Annotated in this window: 17 protein-coding genes; 2 read left to right on the top strand and 15 right to left on the bottom strand. The window is 56.9% G+C overall.

What is annotated here, in order from left to right:
* Positions 1–7: 7 nt before the first annotated feature.
* Positions 8–1,480, top strand: coding sequence for a glutamate synthase subunit beta (locus AC1RSM_RS09110; protein ID WP_492931723.1), 1,473 nt, complete (start codon positions 8–10; stop codon positions 1,478–1,480).
* Positions 1,481–2,313: 833 nt separating this feature from the next.
* Positions 2,314–2,550 (top strand): hypothetical protein, encoded by a 237-nt coding sequence (locus AC1RSM_RS09105; protein ID WP_492931721.1) that lies wholly within the window; start codon positions 2,314–2,316, stop codon positions 2,548–2,550.
* A 298-nt stretch (positions 2,551–2,848) separates the two neighbouring features.
* Here AC1RSM_RS09105 and AC1RSM_RS09100 read toward each other — a convergent pair whose 3' ends face one another.
* From AC1RSM_RS09100 to AC1RSM_RS09030, 15 genes are all read right to left on the bottom strand, one after another.
* On the bottom strand, positions 2,849–4,924 hold the full coding sequence (locus AC1RSM_RS09100; RefSeq protein ID WP_492931719.1) for a UvrD-helicase domain-containing protein: 2,076 nt from the start codon (positions 4,922–4,924) through the stop codon (positions 2,849–2,851).
* A 13-nt stretch (positions 4,925–4,937) separates the two neighbouring features.
* Positions 4,938–7,031 carry a primosomal protein N' gene (locus AC1RSM_RS09095; protein ID WP_492931717.1) on the bottom strand — a complete coding sequence of 698 codons (2,094 nt, stop codon included), beginning with the start codon at positions 7,029–7,031 and terminating at the stop codon, positions 4,938–4,940.
* A 285-nt stretch (positions 7,032–7,316) separates the two neighbouring features.
* On the bottom strand, positions 7,317–8,393 hold the full coding sequence (hemE, locus tag AC1RSM_RS09090) for a uroporphyrinogen decarboxylase (RefSeq protein WP_492931715.1): 1,077 nt from the start codon (positions 8,391–8,393) through the stop codon (positions 7,317–7,319).
* 31 nt (positions 8,394–8,424) lie between these two features.
* Complete coding sequence (locus AC1RSM_RS09085; protein ID WP_492931713.1) at positions 8,425–9,228, bottom strand: hypothetical protein; 804 nt, start codon at positions 9,226–9,228, stop codon at positions 8,425–8,427.
* Between the two features lie 113 nt (positions 9,229–9,341).
* On the bottom strand, positions 9,342–10,292 hold the full coding sequence (locus tag AC1RSM_RS09080) for an AraC-like ligand-binding domain-containing protein (RefSeq protein WP_492931711.1): 951 nt from the start codon (positions 10,290–10,292) through the stop codon (positions 9,342–9,344).
* 116 nt (positions 10,293–10,408) lie between these two features.
* On the bottom strand, positions 10,409–10,909 hold the full coding sequence (locus AC1RSM_RS09075; RefSeq protein WP_492931709.1) for a cytochrome C: 501 nt from the start codon (positions 10,907–10,909) through the stop codon (positions 10,409–10,411).
* 87 nt (positions 10,910–10,996) lie between these two features.
* Entirely contained in the window at positions 10,997–11,542 is a 546-nt protein-coding gene (locus tag AC1RSM_RS09070; protein WP_492931707.1) for a methylamine dehydrogenase light chain, read from the bottom strand.
* Entirely contained in the window at positions 11,526–12,167 is a 642-nt protein-coding gene (gene mauD, locus AC1RSM_RS09065) for a methylamine dehydrogenase accessory protein MauD (protein WP_492931705.1), read from the bottom strand. Before mauD ends, AC1RSM_RS09070 begins: the two co-directional genes overlap by 17 nt.
* A 9-nt stretch (positions 12,168–12,176) precedes the next feature.
* On the bottom strand, positions 12,177–12,719 hold the full coding sequence (locus tag AC1RSM_RS09060) for a MauE/DoxX family redox-associated membrane protein (protein ID WP_492931703.1): 543 nt from the start codon (positions 12,717–12,719) through the stop codon (positions 12,177–12,179).
* A 1-nt stretch (position 12,720) separates the two neighbouring features.
* A complete protein-coding gene (locus AC1RSM_RS09055; RefSeq protein WP_492931701.1) occupies positions 12,721–13,893 on the bottom strand; it encodes an amine dehydrogenase large subunit in 1,173 nt (390 codons plus the stop codon).
* Between the two features lie 31 nt (positions 13,894–13,924).
* A complete protein-coding gene (locus AC1RSM_RS09050) occupies positions 13,925–14,797 on the bottom strand; it encodes a transporter (protein WP_492931699.1) in 873 nt (290 codons plus the stop codon).
* 63 nt (positions 14,798–14,860) lie between these two features.
* Positions 14,861–16,351 (bottom strand): aldehyde dehydrogenase family protein, encoded by a 1,491-nt coding sequence (locus tag AC1RSM_RS09045; protein WP_492931697.1) that lies wholly within the window; start codon positions 16,349–16,351, stop codon positions 14,861–14,863.
* 125 nt (positions 16,352–16,476) lie between these two features.
* Positions 16,477–17,034, bottom strand: a complete 558-nt coding sequence (locus AC1RSM_RS09040; RefSeq protein ID WP_492931695.1) for a methylated-DNA--[protein]-cysteine S-methyltransferase — start codon at positions 17,032–17,034, stop codon at positions 16,477–16,479.
* Positions 17,035–17,190: 156 nt separating this feature from the next.
* Positions 17,191–18,096, bottom strand: coding sequence for a dihydrodipicolinate synthase family protein (locus AC1RSM_RS09035; protein ID WP_492931693.1), 906 nt, complete (start codon positions 18,094–18,096; stop codon positions 17,191–17,193).
* A gap of 15 nt (positions 18,097–18,111) precedes the next feature.
* A complete protein-coding gene (locus tag AC1RSM_RS09030) occupies positions 18,112–18,780 on the bottom strand; it encodes an amino acid ABC transporter permease (RefSeq protein WP_492931691.1) in 669 nt (222 codons plus the stop codon).
* Positions 18,781–18,792 lie beyond the last annotated feature (12 nt).

The raw sequence follows: 18,792 nt of genomic DNA, 5'->3' as shown, positions 1-18,792 counted from the left end.
ATACATCATGGGAAAGACGACTGGATTTCTAGAGTTTCAACGTCTGCAAGAGGCGGTAGAAGCTCCTTTAAAGCGGGTCAAACACTGGAAAGAGTTTGTCCAGGTATTGAATGACGAGCAGGCGGGCCAGCAAGCGGCCCGCTGCATGGATTGCGGCATCCCGTTCTGCCACAACGGATGCCCCGTCAACAACATCATTCCGGACTGGAATGATCTGGTGTACCGCCAGCAGTGGAAGCAAGCACTGGACGTGCTGCACTCCACCAACAACTTTCCGGAAATTACCGGACGCATCTGCCCGGCCCCCTGCGAGGCGGCCTGTACCTTGAACATAGACCGTGCGCCAGTGGGCATCAAATCCATCGAGCACGCCATTATCGACAAGGGTTGGGAACAGGGCTGGGTCGTTCCCCAAGTCCCCACCCATAAGACCGGCAAGCGTATTGCGGTCATCGGCTCCGGCCCGGCAGGGCTGGCCTGCGCACAGCAACTGGCGCGAGTCGGCCACGACATAACCGTGTACGAAAAGAGCGATCGCATCGGTGGCTTGATGCGCTACGGCATCCCTGACTTCAAGCTAGACAAACACCTGCTGGATCGCCGCATCGCCCAGATGCAGGCAGAGGGCGTGCAGTTCTGCCCCTCCACCTACATCGGTCAGGCAAGCGATCAGGCCGCCCAAGAGCCTGGGCTGAGCGTGATATCACCCGCCGAACTGGAACAACAGTTCGACGCTATCGTGCTGGCGGGCGGATCAGAAACCCCACGCTTGCTGGATGCCCCTGGCAGCCAGCTACAGGGCGTCCATCCGGCCATGGACTTTCTGCGTATCCAGAACCAGCAAGTAGCCGGATCACGCAGCACACCGGCTATCAGCGCCCAAGGCAAGCATGTTGTGGTCATCGGCGGTGGCGACACCGGTTCCGACTGCGTGGGCACCAGCACGCGTCAAGGCGCCAAATCAGTCACCCAGTTTGAACTGATGCCCCGCCCTCCCGAACAGGAAAATACCGAGCTGACCTGGCCCTACTGGCCTTTGAAACTGCGCACATCGTCCTCCCACGACGAAGGATGCGAGCGTGACTGGGCCATCAATACCGTAGAGCTGGAGGGGAAAAACGGACACGTCAAAGAACTGCGCGCCGTGCGAGTGGAATGGAAAAGCGATCCGGAAACAGGCCGCATGAGCATGACGCCCATTCCCGGCTCCGAAATGAGCTTCCCCGCCGACTTGGTCCTGCTGGCCATGGGCTTCACCGCCCCCGTGCAACAAGTCCTGGAAGCCTTCTCGGTCAAAGCCGACAACCGGGGCAACGTCGCTGCCAACACAGAGGACTACCAAACCAGCCGCAGCAAAGTCTTTGCAGCAGGCGACATGCGCCGCGGCCAGTCCCTGATCGTCTGGGCCATCCGCGAAGGCCGCCAATGCGCACGCTCCGTAGACGAGTTCCTGATGGGAAGTTCGACCTTACCTAGATAAGCCACCTCTTCACCCAGGCTTTGCTGAACGGCCTCTTCAAACTGAACTAGCGACTTCATGTACATGTCGCTACTCAAGCAGAAGAGGCCGTTTTTATTGGCGTGAGCAATAAGAGGAGACGCACGTGGCGGCTGCCATGAACCCTGAGCTGAGGGTCCGGGGTTGGGGGTTGGGGGCATTGAGCTGTCGAGCCGTTGAGCTATTGAGCAGTTAAGCAGTTAAGCAGTTAAGCAGTTAAGCAGTTAAGCAGGCTCATTTTGAAGCCCTTGTTGAGTGCTCGGGGGGAAGGAGCAGTCAGGGGGCTTGCCGCAGGCTGCTCATGGAGTAGGGATACAAGCACCTTGCTGTTCGAGTTCGACGCTTGTGCTTTGTCCGGGGGACAAAGCACCGAACGAGTTCAAGGTGCGCCCTACGCCATGAGTAGACAAGGGTACCGGTGCATAGCACCGGCAAGTCTCCGCTCCCTCCCCCCGAGCACTCAACAAGGGCTGTCCCACTGCCGCCCAGCTCCAACTCGCCCCACCACTCTCCAAGCATTCCTCGGCTCAAAACCACCCTCTAAAAGCCACTCCGCCCTCTGTCCGCAGCCTGTCCAAACCAGAGCCAACCGCTCCGCCACCAACACTCAGCCCCCACCCCAAAAAAACACCAAAACCGGCCTAAACCCCATTCCATAAGCTTCTGATTCTTGGGAATATTTCCTAATAACCAAGGGTTTTCCCCTAAAAGAGACAGAACACCCCAAACCCTAGGGTTTACCCTTGTGTTTTGACTAGGGAAAACCCTATAATGAGGATTCGTTAACTTAGACCTTCACCTTAAAGGGAAAGCAAATGTCTACCATGACCACTTACTCGCACTACATTCATTGGAGTGATGCTGTTGAGCGTGGGGTAATGCAGCATGCCCTGGAAAATGGTGAATCCGTGTCTTTAACTGCACTGACCAAAGCAGCGGCCAAACAAGTTTCCAAAGCCGCAAACGTGGTGTTCAAGTACATGGTCGAACTGACCCGTGCCTTGAACGAAGCCCGCAACCGTGATTCCCGGATGTCGGCCAGCTACTGGTAATAAGCCACGCATCACCGTCGTAACGCTCAAGCAAAACACCGCTTGATGTTGAAAAGCCTGCTGATTTAGCAGGCTTTTGTTTTTTGTACGATGACTAACACGGCTGCGAGCCACTACGCGCATTAATGCGCAGGACGGCGTCCTTGCTTCACTAAAGGGTTTGCAAGCGATTCCCTGTTCCTGGTTCATTCAAGTTTAGCGCTCAACAAAGAAATAGCCGCCAGTGCTAGACACATTATTTAGCCAACTGAGGATAGATAAAGGCCGGGAGCCTAAGCCAACCCCTTCTCAAGATTTTTTAAGATTTATTCAGTAAGTTCTTGAGCATATCCAGACGCTGCTTGGGACTTAAGGCCGCCTGCTCCGGGTCCTCTTGAACGCCAGGCTCTTCAATCTTCATCTCGTCAATAAAGCGGGAACGCTCACGCACCAGACTCTCGCGAGCGCGACGGCGCTTCTTGCACCAGCTTAGCCGCAGGCTGCGCTGAGCCCGAGTGATTCCCACATACATCAGGCGACGCTCTTCCTGAATACGCTGGGCCAGAATATCAGCCTCTTTAGCCGGGTCGATATCCTCGTCATCACGTCCTATGTGTGGCAGCAACCCCTCCTCTACTCCCACTAGAAATACATGCGGATATTCCAAACCCTTGGAAGCATGCAACGTGGATAGCTTGACCGCATCCGGGTCGTCGTCCTCGCCACGCTCCAGCATGGTGATCAAGGCGACTCGCTGCACCAGATCATTCAGACTAAGCTGATCATCGGCGGCTTTGGACTTCAGCCAGCTAATCAATTCCACGACGTTTTCCCAGCGCGTCTGCGCAGGGCGTTCATCAAACATATCGTATAGATAGCGCTCGTAATCAATGGCTCGCAGCAGTTCGTCCAGCAGCTCGCTGACCGAAGTCTCATGCTCGGGCGCATCGCTTTCCACCCGGTCCGCCCTTTGCTGAATACGCGAAATGAACTGGGCAAAGACACTCAAAGGCTCCAGCTGACGTTCCGGCAAACGATCCGTCAAGGCGATCTGTGACACCGCAGCGTACAGGGACAATTTTTGCTCGGCGGCGAACTGCCCCAAGACCTGCAAGGTAGCCTGACCAATCCCGCGACGCGGCGTGGTGGCGGCTCGAATGAAAGCAGGATCATCATCATCGTTAGCCACTACACGCAGGTAGGACAAAATGTCGCGAATCTCGGCCTTGTCGAAGAAGCTTTGTCCGCCCGAGATCGTATAAGGAATGCGCAGATTTCGTAGCGCCTGCTCGAAAATTCGGGCCTGATGATTGCCGCGATACAAGATTGCAAAGTCACGCCATTCAGCCTTGCGCTCGAAACGCTCGGCAGACAAACGCATGGCCACCGACTCCGCTTCGTTCTGCTCATCATCCGCGACGCTGATCTGGATGGGCTCTCCGTAGCCCAGGTCAGACCAAAGCTTCTTGCCAAACACCACCGGATTATTCCCAATCACATTATTGGCGGCGTGCAAGATCCGTTGCACGGAGCGGTAATTCTGCTCCAGCTTCACTACTTTCAGATTGGGATAGTCGCTGGGTAACTGCGCCAGGTTCTCGACCGTTGCGCCACGCCAGGCATAGATCGCCTGATCGTCATCCCCCACAACGGTGAACATGCTGCGCTGCCCGGTCAAGGAGCGCACCAGACGGTACTGGCACAGATTAGTGTCCTGATACTCATCCACCAGCAAGTACTGCATGCGATGCTGCCAGCGCTCGCGCACTTCCTGATTGCTTTCCATCAGTTGGGCTGGCAGACGAATCAGATCATCAAAGTCCACCGACTGATAGGCAATCAAAGTTGCCGCGTAATCGCGATAGATACGGGCAGCCTCGATCTGGCTAGGCGAGTTCGCAGCACGCTCCGCGTCGTCAGGCCCCATAAGCGCGTTTTTCCACAGGGAAATTTCCTGTTGAACAGACTTCAAACGACCTTTATCCGTCGTGACCAGCAACTCCTGAATAATCGCCAAAGCGTCGTTGGAGTCCAGAATGGAAAAGCGCGGTTTCAAATTCACATGCTGGGCTTCTTCGCGCAGAATACGCAGCCCCAGGGAGTGGAAGGTACTGACCGTCAAACCACGCAGCAGCTTGGGATCTACCAAGGCGCGAATACGCTCGTTCATTTCACGAGCGGCCTTATTGGTAAAAGTCAGCGCAACCACTTGCCTGCCGGTATAGCCACACTCGCGCAGCAGATACGCAATTTTTTGCGTAATCACCCGTGTTTTGCCACTGCCCGCTCCGGCCAGCACCAAACAGGGGCCGTCCATGTACAACACCGCCTGACGCTGCATGGCGTTCAGGTCGGTAGGAACGGTATGACCAGGAGTGGTGATGGAGGTGGACATGGCCTTAACAAGCCTAAATTTCAAGTGGATCGACTTCGATCGTAATACGAACTTTTTCCTGCTTGGCCAATTGAGCCACACGCGGGCCCCAATAGCGTACAAACGCCTGCAAGGCGGGCCGATGGACGCTTTCCAGCAACAACTGGGCACGCTCGACCTTGGCAACCCGCAAAACGCGCAAAGGTACGGGATCGTACAGGAAAACCTGGTCCGCACCCGGAAACTCGTTCGGATATTCTTCGGGCAAACGCCGCGCTTGAGTCAGCAAACGAATGGCATCCGCCAATTGCGGTGCCTCAGCCGACAACAGCACTTGGTAGGCAAAGGGCGGCAAACCAACCGACTCGCGCTCGTTCAAGGCGCTTTGAGCAAAGCCGATGTAATCGTGCTTGATCAGGCTTTGATAGACCGCTTGATCGGGATAGCCCGTCTGGATGATGACATCCGCCCCTTCAGTGTGGCGGCCTGCCCGGCCAGCCACCTGCATCAATTGAGCAAACAAGCGCTCCGGCGCCCGAAAGTCGTGGGCGAACAAGGTCGCGTCCGCATTCAGCACACCTACTAGGCTCAAGCGCGTGAAGTCATGGCCTTTGGCGACCATTTGCGTGCCCACCATAATGTCCACTTCGCCAGCATGCACTTGCTCAAACAGCTGCTGAGCACTGCCCTTTAAGCGCGTACTGTCCGCATCAATGCGCACCAAGCGCGCATTAGGGAACTGTTCACCCAGGAATTCTTCAATGCGCTGCGTGCCACGGCCCATGGGCTGCAAATCCTGGTCCCCGCAATCCGGACAAGCGCGAGGCACAGGCGCTTGATACCCACAGTGGTGACACTGCAGATTATGTTTAAAACCATTTTGCCGGTGCAGGACGGTATAGACCGTACAGCGTGGACATTGCGATAACCAGCCACAAGAAGCGCAATGCAGTACCGGGGCATAACCGCGCCGGTTGATAAAGACCAGCGACTGCTCTCCCCTGTCCAGACAGGCTTGCAGAGCTTCCAGCAACTGGGGCGAAAACCCCGACTCCAGGCGCAAATGGCGCGTGTCGACCAAACGTACACGCGGCATGGATACTTCTCGAGCCCGCTTGGGCAGGCTCAATAAACCATACCGACCTTGACGGGCATGATTCCAGCTTTCCAGCGAAGGCGTGGCCGATCCCAGGACCACCGGCACTTTTAGATCGTGCCCGCGCCAGACAGCCAAATCCCGCGCCGAGTAACGCAGGCCATCTTGCTGCTTGTACGAGCTGTCATGCTCCTCGTCCACAATAATCAGGCCTAAATCTGGCATGGGCGTGAAGATAGACAGACGCGTTCCCAACAGAATGCGGGCCTGCCCACTATTGACGCGTAACCACGCACGCAGGCGGTCGCCCTCGGACAAGCCACTGTGCAGCACGGCCAGCACATCACCCGGCAAGACTCGGGCCAAGCGAGCGCGCAACACCTGCTCGAACTGAGGGGTCAGATTGATTTCCGGCACCATGAACAAGACTTGGCGACCTGCAGCCAACACCTGTTCCAGCACCCGCATATAGACTTCGGTTTTACCGCTGCCCGTCACCCCATGCAGCAGCAAGCAACTGCCAGGTTTGGCCGCCACAATGCCATCTACCGCCGCCTGCTGTTCGGCGTTCAATACCGGCAGGACATCGCTGTCTACGGGATCTACCTTTTTTTCCTTGCGCTTGGCCATGCGCAGCACCGGTCCACCGGCTGAACGCTTGCCCAGATAAGCCGACGGCTTGCGCAGCGGCCCCGGCAGCGCGGGCATCATGACCTCGCCCAAGGGACGGTGATAGTAGGTGGAAGCAAAGCGTGCCATGCGCAGCCAATCCGGCGGGAAAGGCGGCAGGTCATCCAGGACCTGATCAATAGCTTTGACCTGTTCCGGCGGATAGGACGGCTGTTCGGGCAACGCCACCACCACACCTATCATTTGCCGCCGCCCAAAATGCACCAGGACACGCTGACCGATCAGGACGGGTTCGGTGTGCTGATAATCAAACACACCGTCCAAGGGAACGTCCAAAGCCACATGCAACCAAAAAGGTCCAGTGCTTGCCGATGCAGAAATAGCGTCAGGGGTGGCGGTCATGGATGGTGTTTCAAAAAGGGGCTGGCAGGGCTGAAAGCCTGATAAGTCAAGGCCTTAGAGAGCTGTGGATAACTTTGGGGAAAATGACATGAACAAAAAACACAAAGAAGCAAGCATGGATACAATTTAATTTTGAATATCTCTGAAATAACAATAAAACGCAAAGATATCAAGCAATTAAAACCGGGTATTGAAATCAAACCTTAAATATAAAGGCTTCAAATCCCGTGCTATCAGTGTGCATAACTTTGCGCACAAGCCCTGTGAGCTTGTGCGCAAACACAATCAAACGCTGTGGTGACGACGGCTGTAGGAATGCACTTCGTCGACCAGAATGCCTACGGCTTCCGGATCGGTGAAACGCGAAATACCATGGCCGAAGTTGAACACATGACCGCCCTGGCCTACCGGACCGAAGTCATCGATAACGCGACGCGCTTCACGACGAATGGCTTCTTCGCCACCGAACATGGTCATGGGGTCCAGGTTGCCTTGCAAAGCCAGCTTGTCCTGAATGCGGGTACGGGCACGCGACAGATTCACGGTCCAGTCCACACCCATGGCATCCGCGCCACAAGCGGCAATATCTTCCAGCCACATGCCACCGCCCTTGGTAAAGACAATGACAGGGATACGCTGGCCGTCGTGTTCGCGGATCAGACCATCCACCACTTGGCGGGTGTACGCCAGGGAGAATTCCTGGAACAGGGAGTCGGACAAAACACCGCCCCAGCTATCGAACAGCATCACAGCCTGAGCGCCAGCACGAATCTGGGCATTCAGGTAATCACGTGTGGTTTGAGCGTTGATTTCCAGCATGCGGTGCATCAGGTCAGGACGCTGATACATCAGGCTTTTGACCAGACGGTAATCGTCCGAGCCTTGGCCTTCCACCATGTAGCAGGCAATGGTCCAGGGGCTGCCTGCAAAACCGATCAGCGGCACTTTGCCGTCCAGTTCCTTGCGAATCAGCGATACGGCATCAAACACGTACTGCAATTTGGACATGTCTGGGGCTTCCAGAGCCATGACATCCGCTTCGGTACGCACAGGGCGGGCGAAACGCGGACCTTCACCGGCAACGAAGTCCAAACCCAGGCCCATTGCGTGCGGTACGGTCAGGATGTCCGAGAACAAAATGGCGGCATCCAGATCGAAACGACGCAAAGGCTGCAAGGTCACTTCACATGCAAATTCGGGATTTTGAGCCAGCTGCATGAAAGAACCGGCCTGGGCACGGGTAGCATTGTATTCAGGCAGGTAGCGCCCGGCCTGGCGCATCAGCCAGATGGGGGTGTAAGGCACAGGCTCACGCAGTAGCGCGCGCAGGAAAACATCGTTTTTTAATTGAGGTAAAGACACGGCAATCCCTATTGAAAAATGCCTGTTAATTTTAACCATCGTGTTCGTCGTCTGGGTTTGATGCGGATCGAAAGCGTGCTGCATCGATATGGTGTTTGCGCATCAGTGCCCAGAAAGCACGCCGGTGCTTTTGCGCGGAGCGGGCCGCCATGGCGATATTGCCGCTATGGCGATCAAGGGCGGCATGGATATAGGCCTGCTCAAAGCGGGCCACGATCCGTCCCTTGGCAACTTTGAAGGATTCCTGGCTGCTTGCGTAGCGCGAAGCTACCGCCGCAGCATAGGCTTCCAGCGTCGTCCCTTCCTGTTGCAAGATAGTTTGCGACAGGTGCTGCTCCGTTGGGCCGGGGTGCAGGACCAGATCCTGGTTTTCCTGCACCCTATAGTGTATCCGACCCGGCAAGCCCGGTTCATTCAAAGCGTGGGAAGACGATTGCAAACGCTGTCGATTGATGCGGGCGCGCAAATCATCCAGACATAAAGGCTCGCGCACGTAATCGGCCATTCCCAGTTCCAGCAGATCGGTCAGGGCAGCAGCCTTGATGGCGGCGCGCACCAAACCAAACACGGGAACAGGCAAATGCCCTTGAGCGGCAGACAGGGCACGGCGCACTTGAATCAAGGTGGCCGCCTCGACAGGAATCAGACAGGCATCAAAACGCAGCAGCAAGGCCGCCGAGCGGCGCAAAAACAAATAGTCCTGATCGGGCTGGGGTGCCGGAGGCGCTTGCAAGGCTTGCAGCTGCAAACGTTCGCAAGGCGGGATGATGGCCAATAAATTCTGGGCCCAGTTGGGCTGAGGATGCAGCAGGGCGCAATCGAGGTGTAGACGCATGAGACTATCCTTGAGAAGCCGGGTGAGCCACATCGGCCACCCCAATCGAGAGCTTCTAGAATAGAAATCCCGCCTGTTTGCCAACAGTCGGGATTGCGTCTACGTACCTGTACTTAATCGCCGCAAATGCGGCTGCGACGCCATTCGCTGGGCGATACGCCGTAGCGTCGCCGGAAGGCGTGACTGAAGACAGCGGCATCGGAAAAACCCATTTGCCAGGCCAGTTCGCTGATCTGGCGGCCGGGTTTGCCGTCCACCAATAACTGACAGGCACGCTCCAATCGAGCAGCCATGATGTAGTCAGCCGGTGCTTGTCCACACAGCTCAAAGAGCTTGTAAAGATAACGGCGTGAGATCCGAAACTGCAGGGCCAAAGACTGGGCATTCAAGCCGGTATCGCCGACGTGATCCTGCACATATTGCTGAATCTGCAGCAATTGACCACGCCGCACTTCATCCAGCGCGGATTCGGTGGGAACCGGCCGGCCATCGGCCAAGCTCAAGGCCATCATGCGGATGACGGTCTGGGATAATTCGCTCAGGGCCGAGGGCGATAAATGCCCGCGCTCTTGCAAACCAAGGCGCAGCATGTCCATCGCAATACGTGCGGGCCCAGCTGTTGCCGAAAAAGACCGCGCAACGGCATCGCTTAGCCAAGGTAGCCAAGGCAACAAGCGCTCTTCTTCAAACTGCAACACCAGAAAATGGGATTGATCCTGAACAGCAACTTCGTAAGGACGGGTGGTGTCATAAATGCCCCACTCGCCAGCCTGCAAGATGCCGGTGCGATTATTCTGCTCGATCTGGCTGCTGCCGCTGATTTGCAACGTGACTTTATACAGAGCTTGTTCGGACTTGCTGGCCAGTGCCTGGGTGCGTCGCACCCGCTGCGCGCTGGTACACAATTCCATGACATCCACCGAGCCCATGCGGTCTGTTGCGGCCCGGTTGGAAAAACCCCGGCGCGACTCGGGCTGGACTTCCAAGGGCACAAAATACGCGCACACCACTTCCTGCCAAGCAGCCAGGCTCTTGAAAGAAGCGGTAGGAGTGCGCAATAACATAGACATCGCCTAGGGGCCTTTGCGGCCAACGCTATTGATGGGGGTGGGAGGCAGAACATGCCTCCTTTCTTATAGCCCTAAAAAATTCAAGCGTCTACGGTCGTTAACCCGCTGTATCAGCGCTCCATCGAACCATACAGATAAGGAGCAGGCTCCAGACCCAGGCTGTTCATCTGGGCAGTTAATTCGGTACGCGCCTTGAGCACATCGTCAAAACGGTGGCGTCGTGACGCCCCGACTTCTGCCGATGTAAAGGGCCGGTAATCCGCGGTCATTTCTTCGGGACTAAATTTTGCCACAATCCAGTTCAGCACCCGAGCCAGATCAGCATTGTCCAACTGCGACTGCGAGGCTCCGGGCACACGGATCATATAATCGCGCCCCGCTGGCAAGCGTGTAAACAAGCCAATGGACTGGTTGAAGTCTGGAATACCGCGGTGCGTCAGACCGTGACCATCGTAGCGATGGCAGCCTGCGCATTGCAGCATATAGTCTTTAAAAGCCTGAGAACTTTGCAGGTAATCGCCCGTTCCGGCCATCTCTTCTTGGGCATGGGCCCAAGGCGTAAACGCCAGGAGTACGGCGCCCAAACAGGCCAGGCGCAAAGATGTCCACACAGTGATGCCTCCTTCTGACACCGGGCGCTGTCCCAGCCGCCCGGCATATCTCAACCTTGGGGCCTGCGCACAGGCCCGTCAGGTTTTTTAGTTTTTAGCCAAGCCAACCAGCACGGACGTTGTGCAGTGGAAGGTGCTGTTCTCGTTGGCCATGCACCAGTTCACGTCATTGTGCAGGAAGAACTCGTAGCCTGGACGCTCGCGGGTTTGCGTGTTGCACTGGCAACGACCGCAAGCCGTTTTACCGCAGCAATCGTGGTAGCTGATCAAGTAGTCTTTGCCGTCATGCGGGTTGTGGCAAGTACCAATCCACGAGATGGGCGAGGGGGTCGAGCCGGGGGGGCAGGTTGTGGTCGTGCCACCGCAGCAAGAACACAGGAACCCGTCCACTGCGCAATGACGCCAGTAGTCGCAGGAGTTGACCTCGTCTTCATTGGCCAGATCCGGGTTCAAGCTAAGGTGATCTGCACCACTGCTGCCACCACCGCCAGCCGCACGGGCCACTGGCAATACGGGCAGCACAAAGGCCGAGCCAACCATGAGTTTGCCCACCGAGCGCAGCACGCTGCGACGCGAAGTCTTGTGGGCGACAGAACGGGAGAGACTCTCCCCAAATTTATCCAGCCAACGCATTGACGTTCTCCTTTCGTGATACCTGCACTTGCTTCATGCCCGAGTCACCGGCCAAATATTCCTGCGCCGACGCTACGCCCAGATCTTTGGCGTTGAACAGGCTTTCCAGCTGCTCACGCGAATTGACCAGGCCCTTGGCGCGCACTACACCACTTTCGTCGATCAGCACGGCGTAAGGCAGTTTGCTGATCTGAAAGCCCATGCCCAACTGCGTGGACAAGACGTAAGGGAAGGCATCCAGCTGTGCTTTCTGGTAGAAAGCCAGATGCTCGGGCATCTCGCCATCGCTGGCCAGCAAGATATCCACCCACTGACCTTCCGAGCCCTGGATGGACTTCAGAATAGGCAGCAACTTCTTGCACACCGGGCACGTAGGCGACATGAAGAAAATCAGTTGGCTGCGTGGGCCAGCCACACCGACCGAAACAGCACGACCGCGCAGGTCCTGCAATTGCAGCACAGGCGCAGCATCCCCCACCTGCGGGCCTTTATCCATAGTCAGGGCACCCATGGGGGCGACCCGTTCATACAACACGCCAATCTGGCGCGACAGGGCAAGTACAACCAGCACCAGGGCCAGTACGATTACCCATAAAATGACGTTGGAAATCATTAAAGCGGTCATTTAGGTCTCCTAAGAATTCTGCATTTTCTGGAATTTCAGATGGGATTCGATCAGCTGGTTGGCAGCGTAGTACAGGCCCAGCAAGGCCAGGGTGGCGCCAAAAAAGGTCAAGCCATCCATCCAGACCAGTTCACGGGCGCTGTTGACTGCCCAGTCACCGCTGGCAACAGCCAAGGCCGCCAGCAAGGCATTGCGAGCGACCAGCCACCAGGACAAACCGCCCGATGACTCACCCAGTCCGGAGCAACCGCAATCGACATCACGGCGGCCACGCAACAGGTTGATCACAATGCCGCTGCTTGCTACCAGCAAGACACACAAGGCCAAGGCAGCACCCAGCGAACGACTGGCTGGCCACAGCAACAAAGGCGTGCTCAGCGCCTCGGCCGCCACGAACAGCACGCTGAATGGACGCAGCAATACTTCCGGCAACAGTCGATATCCCCCAACGGCTGCCTCAAACAGGCTGAAGTGACGCAATTTATCCAGCGCCCCCAGTCCCATCAGCACGGCCAAGCAAGCCAGGCTGGCATAGGTCAGGACCGGGTCCATATCAGACCCCCCCTACCGGGTGGAACTGAACTTGCAAGGAAGCCTCGGCAGCGCCTTCAATCGTGCGCAGGAGCTTGGGTTCAGTCTGGCTGATGTCATAGACGTTCACGTTGCCACCATCCAGAGTCAGCATCAGATTGCGATCCTGATCAATGGTCATGGACAAGGCATCACGTCCAGGAATACGCGCTACGCGTTTTTTGGTCTTGGTATCCATGACCCAGATCTCGGCAGCGGGGAACTTGTGTGTGCCCTCTTTGCCATCCGGGTGCATGAAGACATACATGCGACCACTGGCGCGATGCAGGCCCACCAGGTTGTAGCCACCCGGCACCCAGTTTTGAGCCTTGTCCTCTTCGGTCAACAAAGACCAGGGGCCTTCAACCTTGACCTCGTCACCGCTGAAATCCGCGCTGTAGACGTTGGAGTAGTAGGACACAAAATGAGCCTTGTCCTTATCCAGAGCCGGGGCGATGAAAATGGGGTCGTCCTTGACCGAGAACATCTGTTTGCTGCGCGACTGGCTGGCTACCTTGCCGTCCTCGCCCAGATTGATGGTCAGCAAGCCGCCGTCACCACAAATGGTCATGAAGCTGCGCGGGCGATTGGGCTGAGGGATCACGCTCCAGCAACCAGCCGCTGCGGTGACATCTTCCACGTAATCGCCCTTGGCCACGTCCACGATACCGATAGAGGTCGCAGGCGAAGCGTTTTGCAGCACGATGAACTTGCCGTCTGTGGTCTGACGGAACAGGCCGTCATAGTTCAGACCTTGCACGCGCTTGGGTGGCAGGGAAATTTCTTTGTCGAAAGTCAGCTTGTCGGCATCCCATACTTCCACCACGTCGGAGCGCTTACCGCGGGTAATGCGCTCGTGATAGGTGGTCATGGTGTAGATTTTCTTGCCGTCATTGGACAACTGCACATGGCCGTTAAACGCCGTGGGCACCATGCCCAGGAATTTGCCGTTGGTGTAGTCATACACATGCACACGGCTTTCAGTCAGGTGCATGAACACGGAGTCCATGACATAGATGCGGTTTTCCTGGGGGGCAGAAACGCTGTGACCACCAGTCAGGACTTCGCGCGGCTTGTCCTGGGCCTGGGCTCCACCGGCCACTACCATCAGCCCCAGCAAAGCGGCGGCGGTTGATAATTTAAATTTAGACTTCATTGGATGGCTCTCCTCATGGGCGTCCACGCTGTCAGAACGCATAGGCATAACGGAATTGCAGGCCGCGCATGCGCGGGCCATTCTCGACTTTCAAATCATGGATGTACTGCAATTGCACTTGGTGGGCATCGGTCAGCTGATGCGTGATCTCGGCCGCCAACTGATGGTTGCGCGCCCGAGTGACGACGGTTTCACCGGCCACTTTTTCACGCCCGCCGGTTTCATAGCGGTAGCGCAGACCCACATAGGTTTTTTCAGTCAGATTGGTTGAGACCAGCGCCATCAGGCGAATGGCCGTGTCTTTTTTCAGGGTCTGGCCGTAGTAGTTCTTGTTATTGCCAAAGAACTCGAACTCCGCCACGCCTTCCACAAAAGAGGACTCGCCAAAGCCTTTCACAATGGCAAAGTCCTGGATCGTGCTCCAGCGATTCTTGCCAGAGGACACATCCGCTTGCGAGCCGTGGTAGCGGCCTGTGGGTGCCGTAATAAAGGGCTCCCAGGCAAACCAGAAACGGTTTTCGGGGTCATTGTGCAACCAGACGGCAGCACCGGCAGTGACATCACCCACGCCTGTCATGCGGTCGCGGTCTGCACCGGGGATATCCAGCGTATTGCGAAAGCCCGGCACGATCAGTTCGTACTGCACCGTTTTGCCGGCCAATTCCCGAAAGTGCATCTGGCGATAAATCATGCCTTGCACATTGAGTTTTGGGCTTTCACCCACGCGTGAACCCTGATCATAAAAACCATGCGACTTCAGGCCCATCATGTAAACGGCCAAGATATTGGTCCCTACCGGAGCAGGTATCCAGTCCCGAGCACTGGGGTCACCTGCAAAGGCTGCCCCGGCACTGACGCCGCTCAAGGCCAAGGCCAGAGCGGTCCGCTGCAATATTGCATACATTATTGTTGTCTCCTCAAAGAGGCGCGAACGGTATCGTTATTGTGTTCGCGCCTTCAAGCCTTGCTAGGCTGCCGGGTAGGCCATGCAGACCGATTTGGTCTCCAGATAGGCCTCTACCGCAGCGCGCCCGTGCTCCCGACCCAGGCCGGACTGCTTGTAGCCACCAAAGGGCATGCTGGGGTCCAGCATGTTGTGGGTGTTGACCCACACGGTTCCGGCCTTGATGCCAGCAGTCAAACGCTGGACGCGGGCCAGATCCTGACTCCAGACGCTGGCACCCAAGCCAAAGTCTGTATCGTTGGCCATTGCCAGTGCTTGCGCCTCAGTTTCAAATGGAGTCGCCACCACAACAGGGCCAAAGATCTCTTCACGCATGATGCGGGCATCGGGTGCCACATCAGCAAAAACGGTGGGGCGTACAAAGTAGCCCTGCTCGGGACGGGCGCCCTCGCCTGCCAACATGCGGCCGCCTTGCTGGCGACCCACATCGATGTAGTTCTGTACACGCTGCTGATGACGGGCGGAAATCAACGGAGCAATCTGAGTGGACTGCTCAAAGCCGGAGCCCAGCGTCATGGAGGAAGCCAGGTCAGCAACCCCTTGCACCACACGCTCGTAAATCCCTTTTTGCACGAACAGGCGCGAACCGGCGGTACATACCTGGCCCTGGTTAAAGAAGATGGCATTGGCTGCGCCCTGAATAGCCATGTCCACATCGCAGTCATCCATGATGACCACAGGGGACTTGCCGCCCAATTCCAGCGACATGCGCTTCATGTCGTTGACGGCTTGATGGCCAATCAACTTGCCCACTTCAGTGGAGCCGGTAAAGGAGATCTTGTTGACGCCAGGATGGGCAGTCAGAGCAGCACCTGTGCTTTCGCCACGGCCGGTAATCACGTTGATCACACCCGCGGGAAAGCCTGCTTCCAGTGCCAGTTCAGCCAGGCGAATGGCGGTCAACGGTGTTTCTTCAGCAGGTTTCAACACCACGGTGCAACCAGCAGCCATGGCTGGTGCAATCTTCCAGACGGCCATCAGCAGCGGGAAGTTCCAGGGCACGATGGCGCCTACGACACCGACAGGTTCCTGACGGGTGTAAGCGTGGTATTTCACGCCGGGAGGAAAGCCGATGGAAGGTGACAGCAATTCACCATTCATCTTGGTTGCCCAGCCAGCCATGTAGCGCAGCCACTGTGCGCTGGCAGCCACTTCCAGACCGTAGGAGAAAAACAGCAGCTTGCCGTTGTTCAGTGTTTCCAGGCGAGCCAGCTCATCCGCATGGGATTCGACCAGATCAGCCAAACGCAGCAAGAGGCGCTCGCGCTGGGCGGGCAGCATCTGTGCCCATTCACCGTGTTCCAAAGCCTGGCGTGCCGCACGCACGGCAAGGTCTACGCCTTGAGCACCCGCTTCCGGCTGATGTGCAATTACTTGTCCCGTTGCGGGGTCATACACGGGGATGGTGGGTCCCTGAGATTCAGTGACGGGCTTGCCGTCAATAATCATGTGTTCGCGAATCGCGTTGCGCTCGGGTTGTACGTCCTGCCCCATAGTCTGTCTCCACACGGAATAGTTGATTCTTAACGAATCCAGTATAGGGACGAGGACTAGGCCGGACTTGTGATTCTGTGCACGGGGGCTTGTTGATTTGGGTACGGAGTGCGCGCTGAGCTGCGTTAGAACAAATCCAGTTGCGCGGGCAGGCTGGCCTGAATGTCGCCATGACCGGTCAAATGCACACGTCGTTCAAAGTCCAGCAAGCTGGCTTTGCGATGCAGGCCGGAGCTAAAGCCGGTGAGCATGCCATTGGCCCCCTGCACGCGATGGCAGGGCACGATAATGCTGATGGGGTTTAAGCCGCAAGCCTGGCCCACGGCCCGCACGGCCTTAGGACGGCCCAAATGCTCGGCCATCTGCCCATAGGTCCAGGTCTGGCCGTAGGGAATGGTTTGCAGTGCTTGCCAGACCTGACGCTGAAACTCGGTGCCCTGCAAGCTGAACGGCAAATCAAACTGCTGCAGGCGACCGGAAAAGTAGTCATCCAGCTGTGCTTGCACGGGGGCTGCCAAAGCAGGTTCTGGCACCAGACCGGCCAACTGTTCGGGAGTCAGTCCATGCACGGTGTCTTCTTCAAAGTCCAGGCGCAGCAAGGCACCTTGAGCATCGACCAGCAAACGCATCAGCCCTAAAGGCGTGTCAAAGCAGGCAGTACGCAGCCCGACGTAGGCAAACATGGCAATCCCATTCCAAGGGCAGAATGTTTGATCATACTGCGCCCGACAGCTCTGCTCAAAAGAGATAAAAAACAGGGTAAACAGCGCCGGGGACTCCTGGCTCTGTTTACCCTGCAAATCCAACAAGTGCAGCAGTTACTCAAGTACAGCAAGGTTCTAAACGGCTTGTACGCCTTTCACAGACAAATCCAGGCCCACACGACGCACCACGGCCTCGAACTCGTCGCAGCTGATGTGATCCAGCGGCGTGGCCGGATCGCGAGTGGCATCACAAGCGATGATGCCACGGCGCATATAGGAATATTTGCGCAGGGCCAGGGCCACCAGTGGCTGGAATTCGTAGCGAATCAGCGAACAATAATGATCAAACACACGAGCAGCTTCTTCTTGCTCGCCCTGACGATGCAAGGCGTAGACCTTCAGCAAAATCTCCGGGAAGGAAAACCCCGTTACCACGCCATCGGCACCGCGCTGAAGTTCCTCCAGAAAATGCATGCCGCCCAGGCCACTCAGGATAGGCAGGGTGTCGCCCGCCAAGCCGCGCACGGCGGTAATTTTCTGACCCACAGGGGGGTCTTCAGAATTCAGAATCGCCACCCCGGCCTCCCCTTGCAGCCGGACGGCCAAGCTGGGGCTGATACGGGCAGCAAACAACTCCGGGAAGTCATGAATCACCACCGGCAAGCGGATGGCCTGAACAATCTGCCGGTAATAGGACACTTGCATATCGTCATCCGCACCCGCCAGCGGGGCGACGAAAATAGCATCGGCACCCAGATCCTCGGCGCTGCGGGCCTGCTCTACCGCCGCGGCCGTACCCAGCGCACGCACGCCTACCCACACGGGCACGGCACCGCGCACCGCCGCCACTACCGTTTCAATGACACGGCGTCGCTCGAAGGTACTGAGCTTATGCAGCTCCCCCATCACTCCCAAAATGGCCAGGCCGTGAATGCCGGCCTCCAGCTGGAAATTCACCAGGCTGACCAGGCTTTGCAAATCCAGCTCGCCACCGGGTTTGAACGGGGTGGGGCAAATGGAAAAGACACCTTTATTTTTCATAGCTATGTAATCGGCTCAACGAGGAATGACAAACGGCTTTTGCATGCGCGAAATAGCACGCACCAAGGGCCACAAAAGAATGAAATAAATCAGGGCAGCGGCCACCAGCGGGGTTTGGCTATAGGTTTCACCCTGCACAATCTGGGCCGAACGCAGCAACTCGGGCAAAGCAACAGCCGACGCGATCGAGGTTTGCTTGATGGCTTCCAGCGTATTGCTGGCCAGATCAGGGATCACATTGCGCACACCCTGGGGCACGACTACATACGTCATGGCCTGACGGGCGTTCAAACCGGTAGAGCGAGCCGCCTCGTTTTGGCCAGGCGACACGGACTCCAGACCGGCACGGAAAATCTCCGCAAAGTAGCCGCTGCTGTTGAGCACCAGCGCCAGCACGGTGGCTGAGAACTCATTTAAGGGCAGGCCCAAAAACGGCAGGCCGTAATAAATAAAGATCAGCAGCACCAAGGGCGGGAAGGCGCGGAAAAAATCCACGTACAGCAAGATCAGGCGGTTCAGCCAGCGATGACGCTGGTAGTGCAGGCAGGCAATCACCAGACCCAGCAAAGCGGCCAAGGGCACAATGATCACGGACAGTTTTACCGTCAGCCACAGACCTTGCATCAGCAGCGGCCAGGCGGCGGAAATCACTTCCGGATTCAAAAAAGTATTGATCAGTTCCATAGCGTGTCCCTC

It is taken from the genome of Alcaligenes sp. GW821-FHT11D07 (assembly GCF_058808495.1).
The sequence above is the reverse complement of the archived record's forward strand: the minus strand, read 5'-3'. Positions and strand labels throughout refer to the sequence as shown.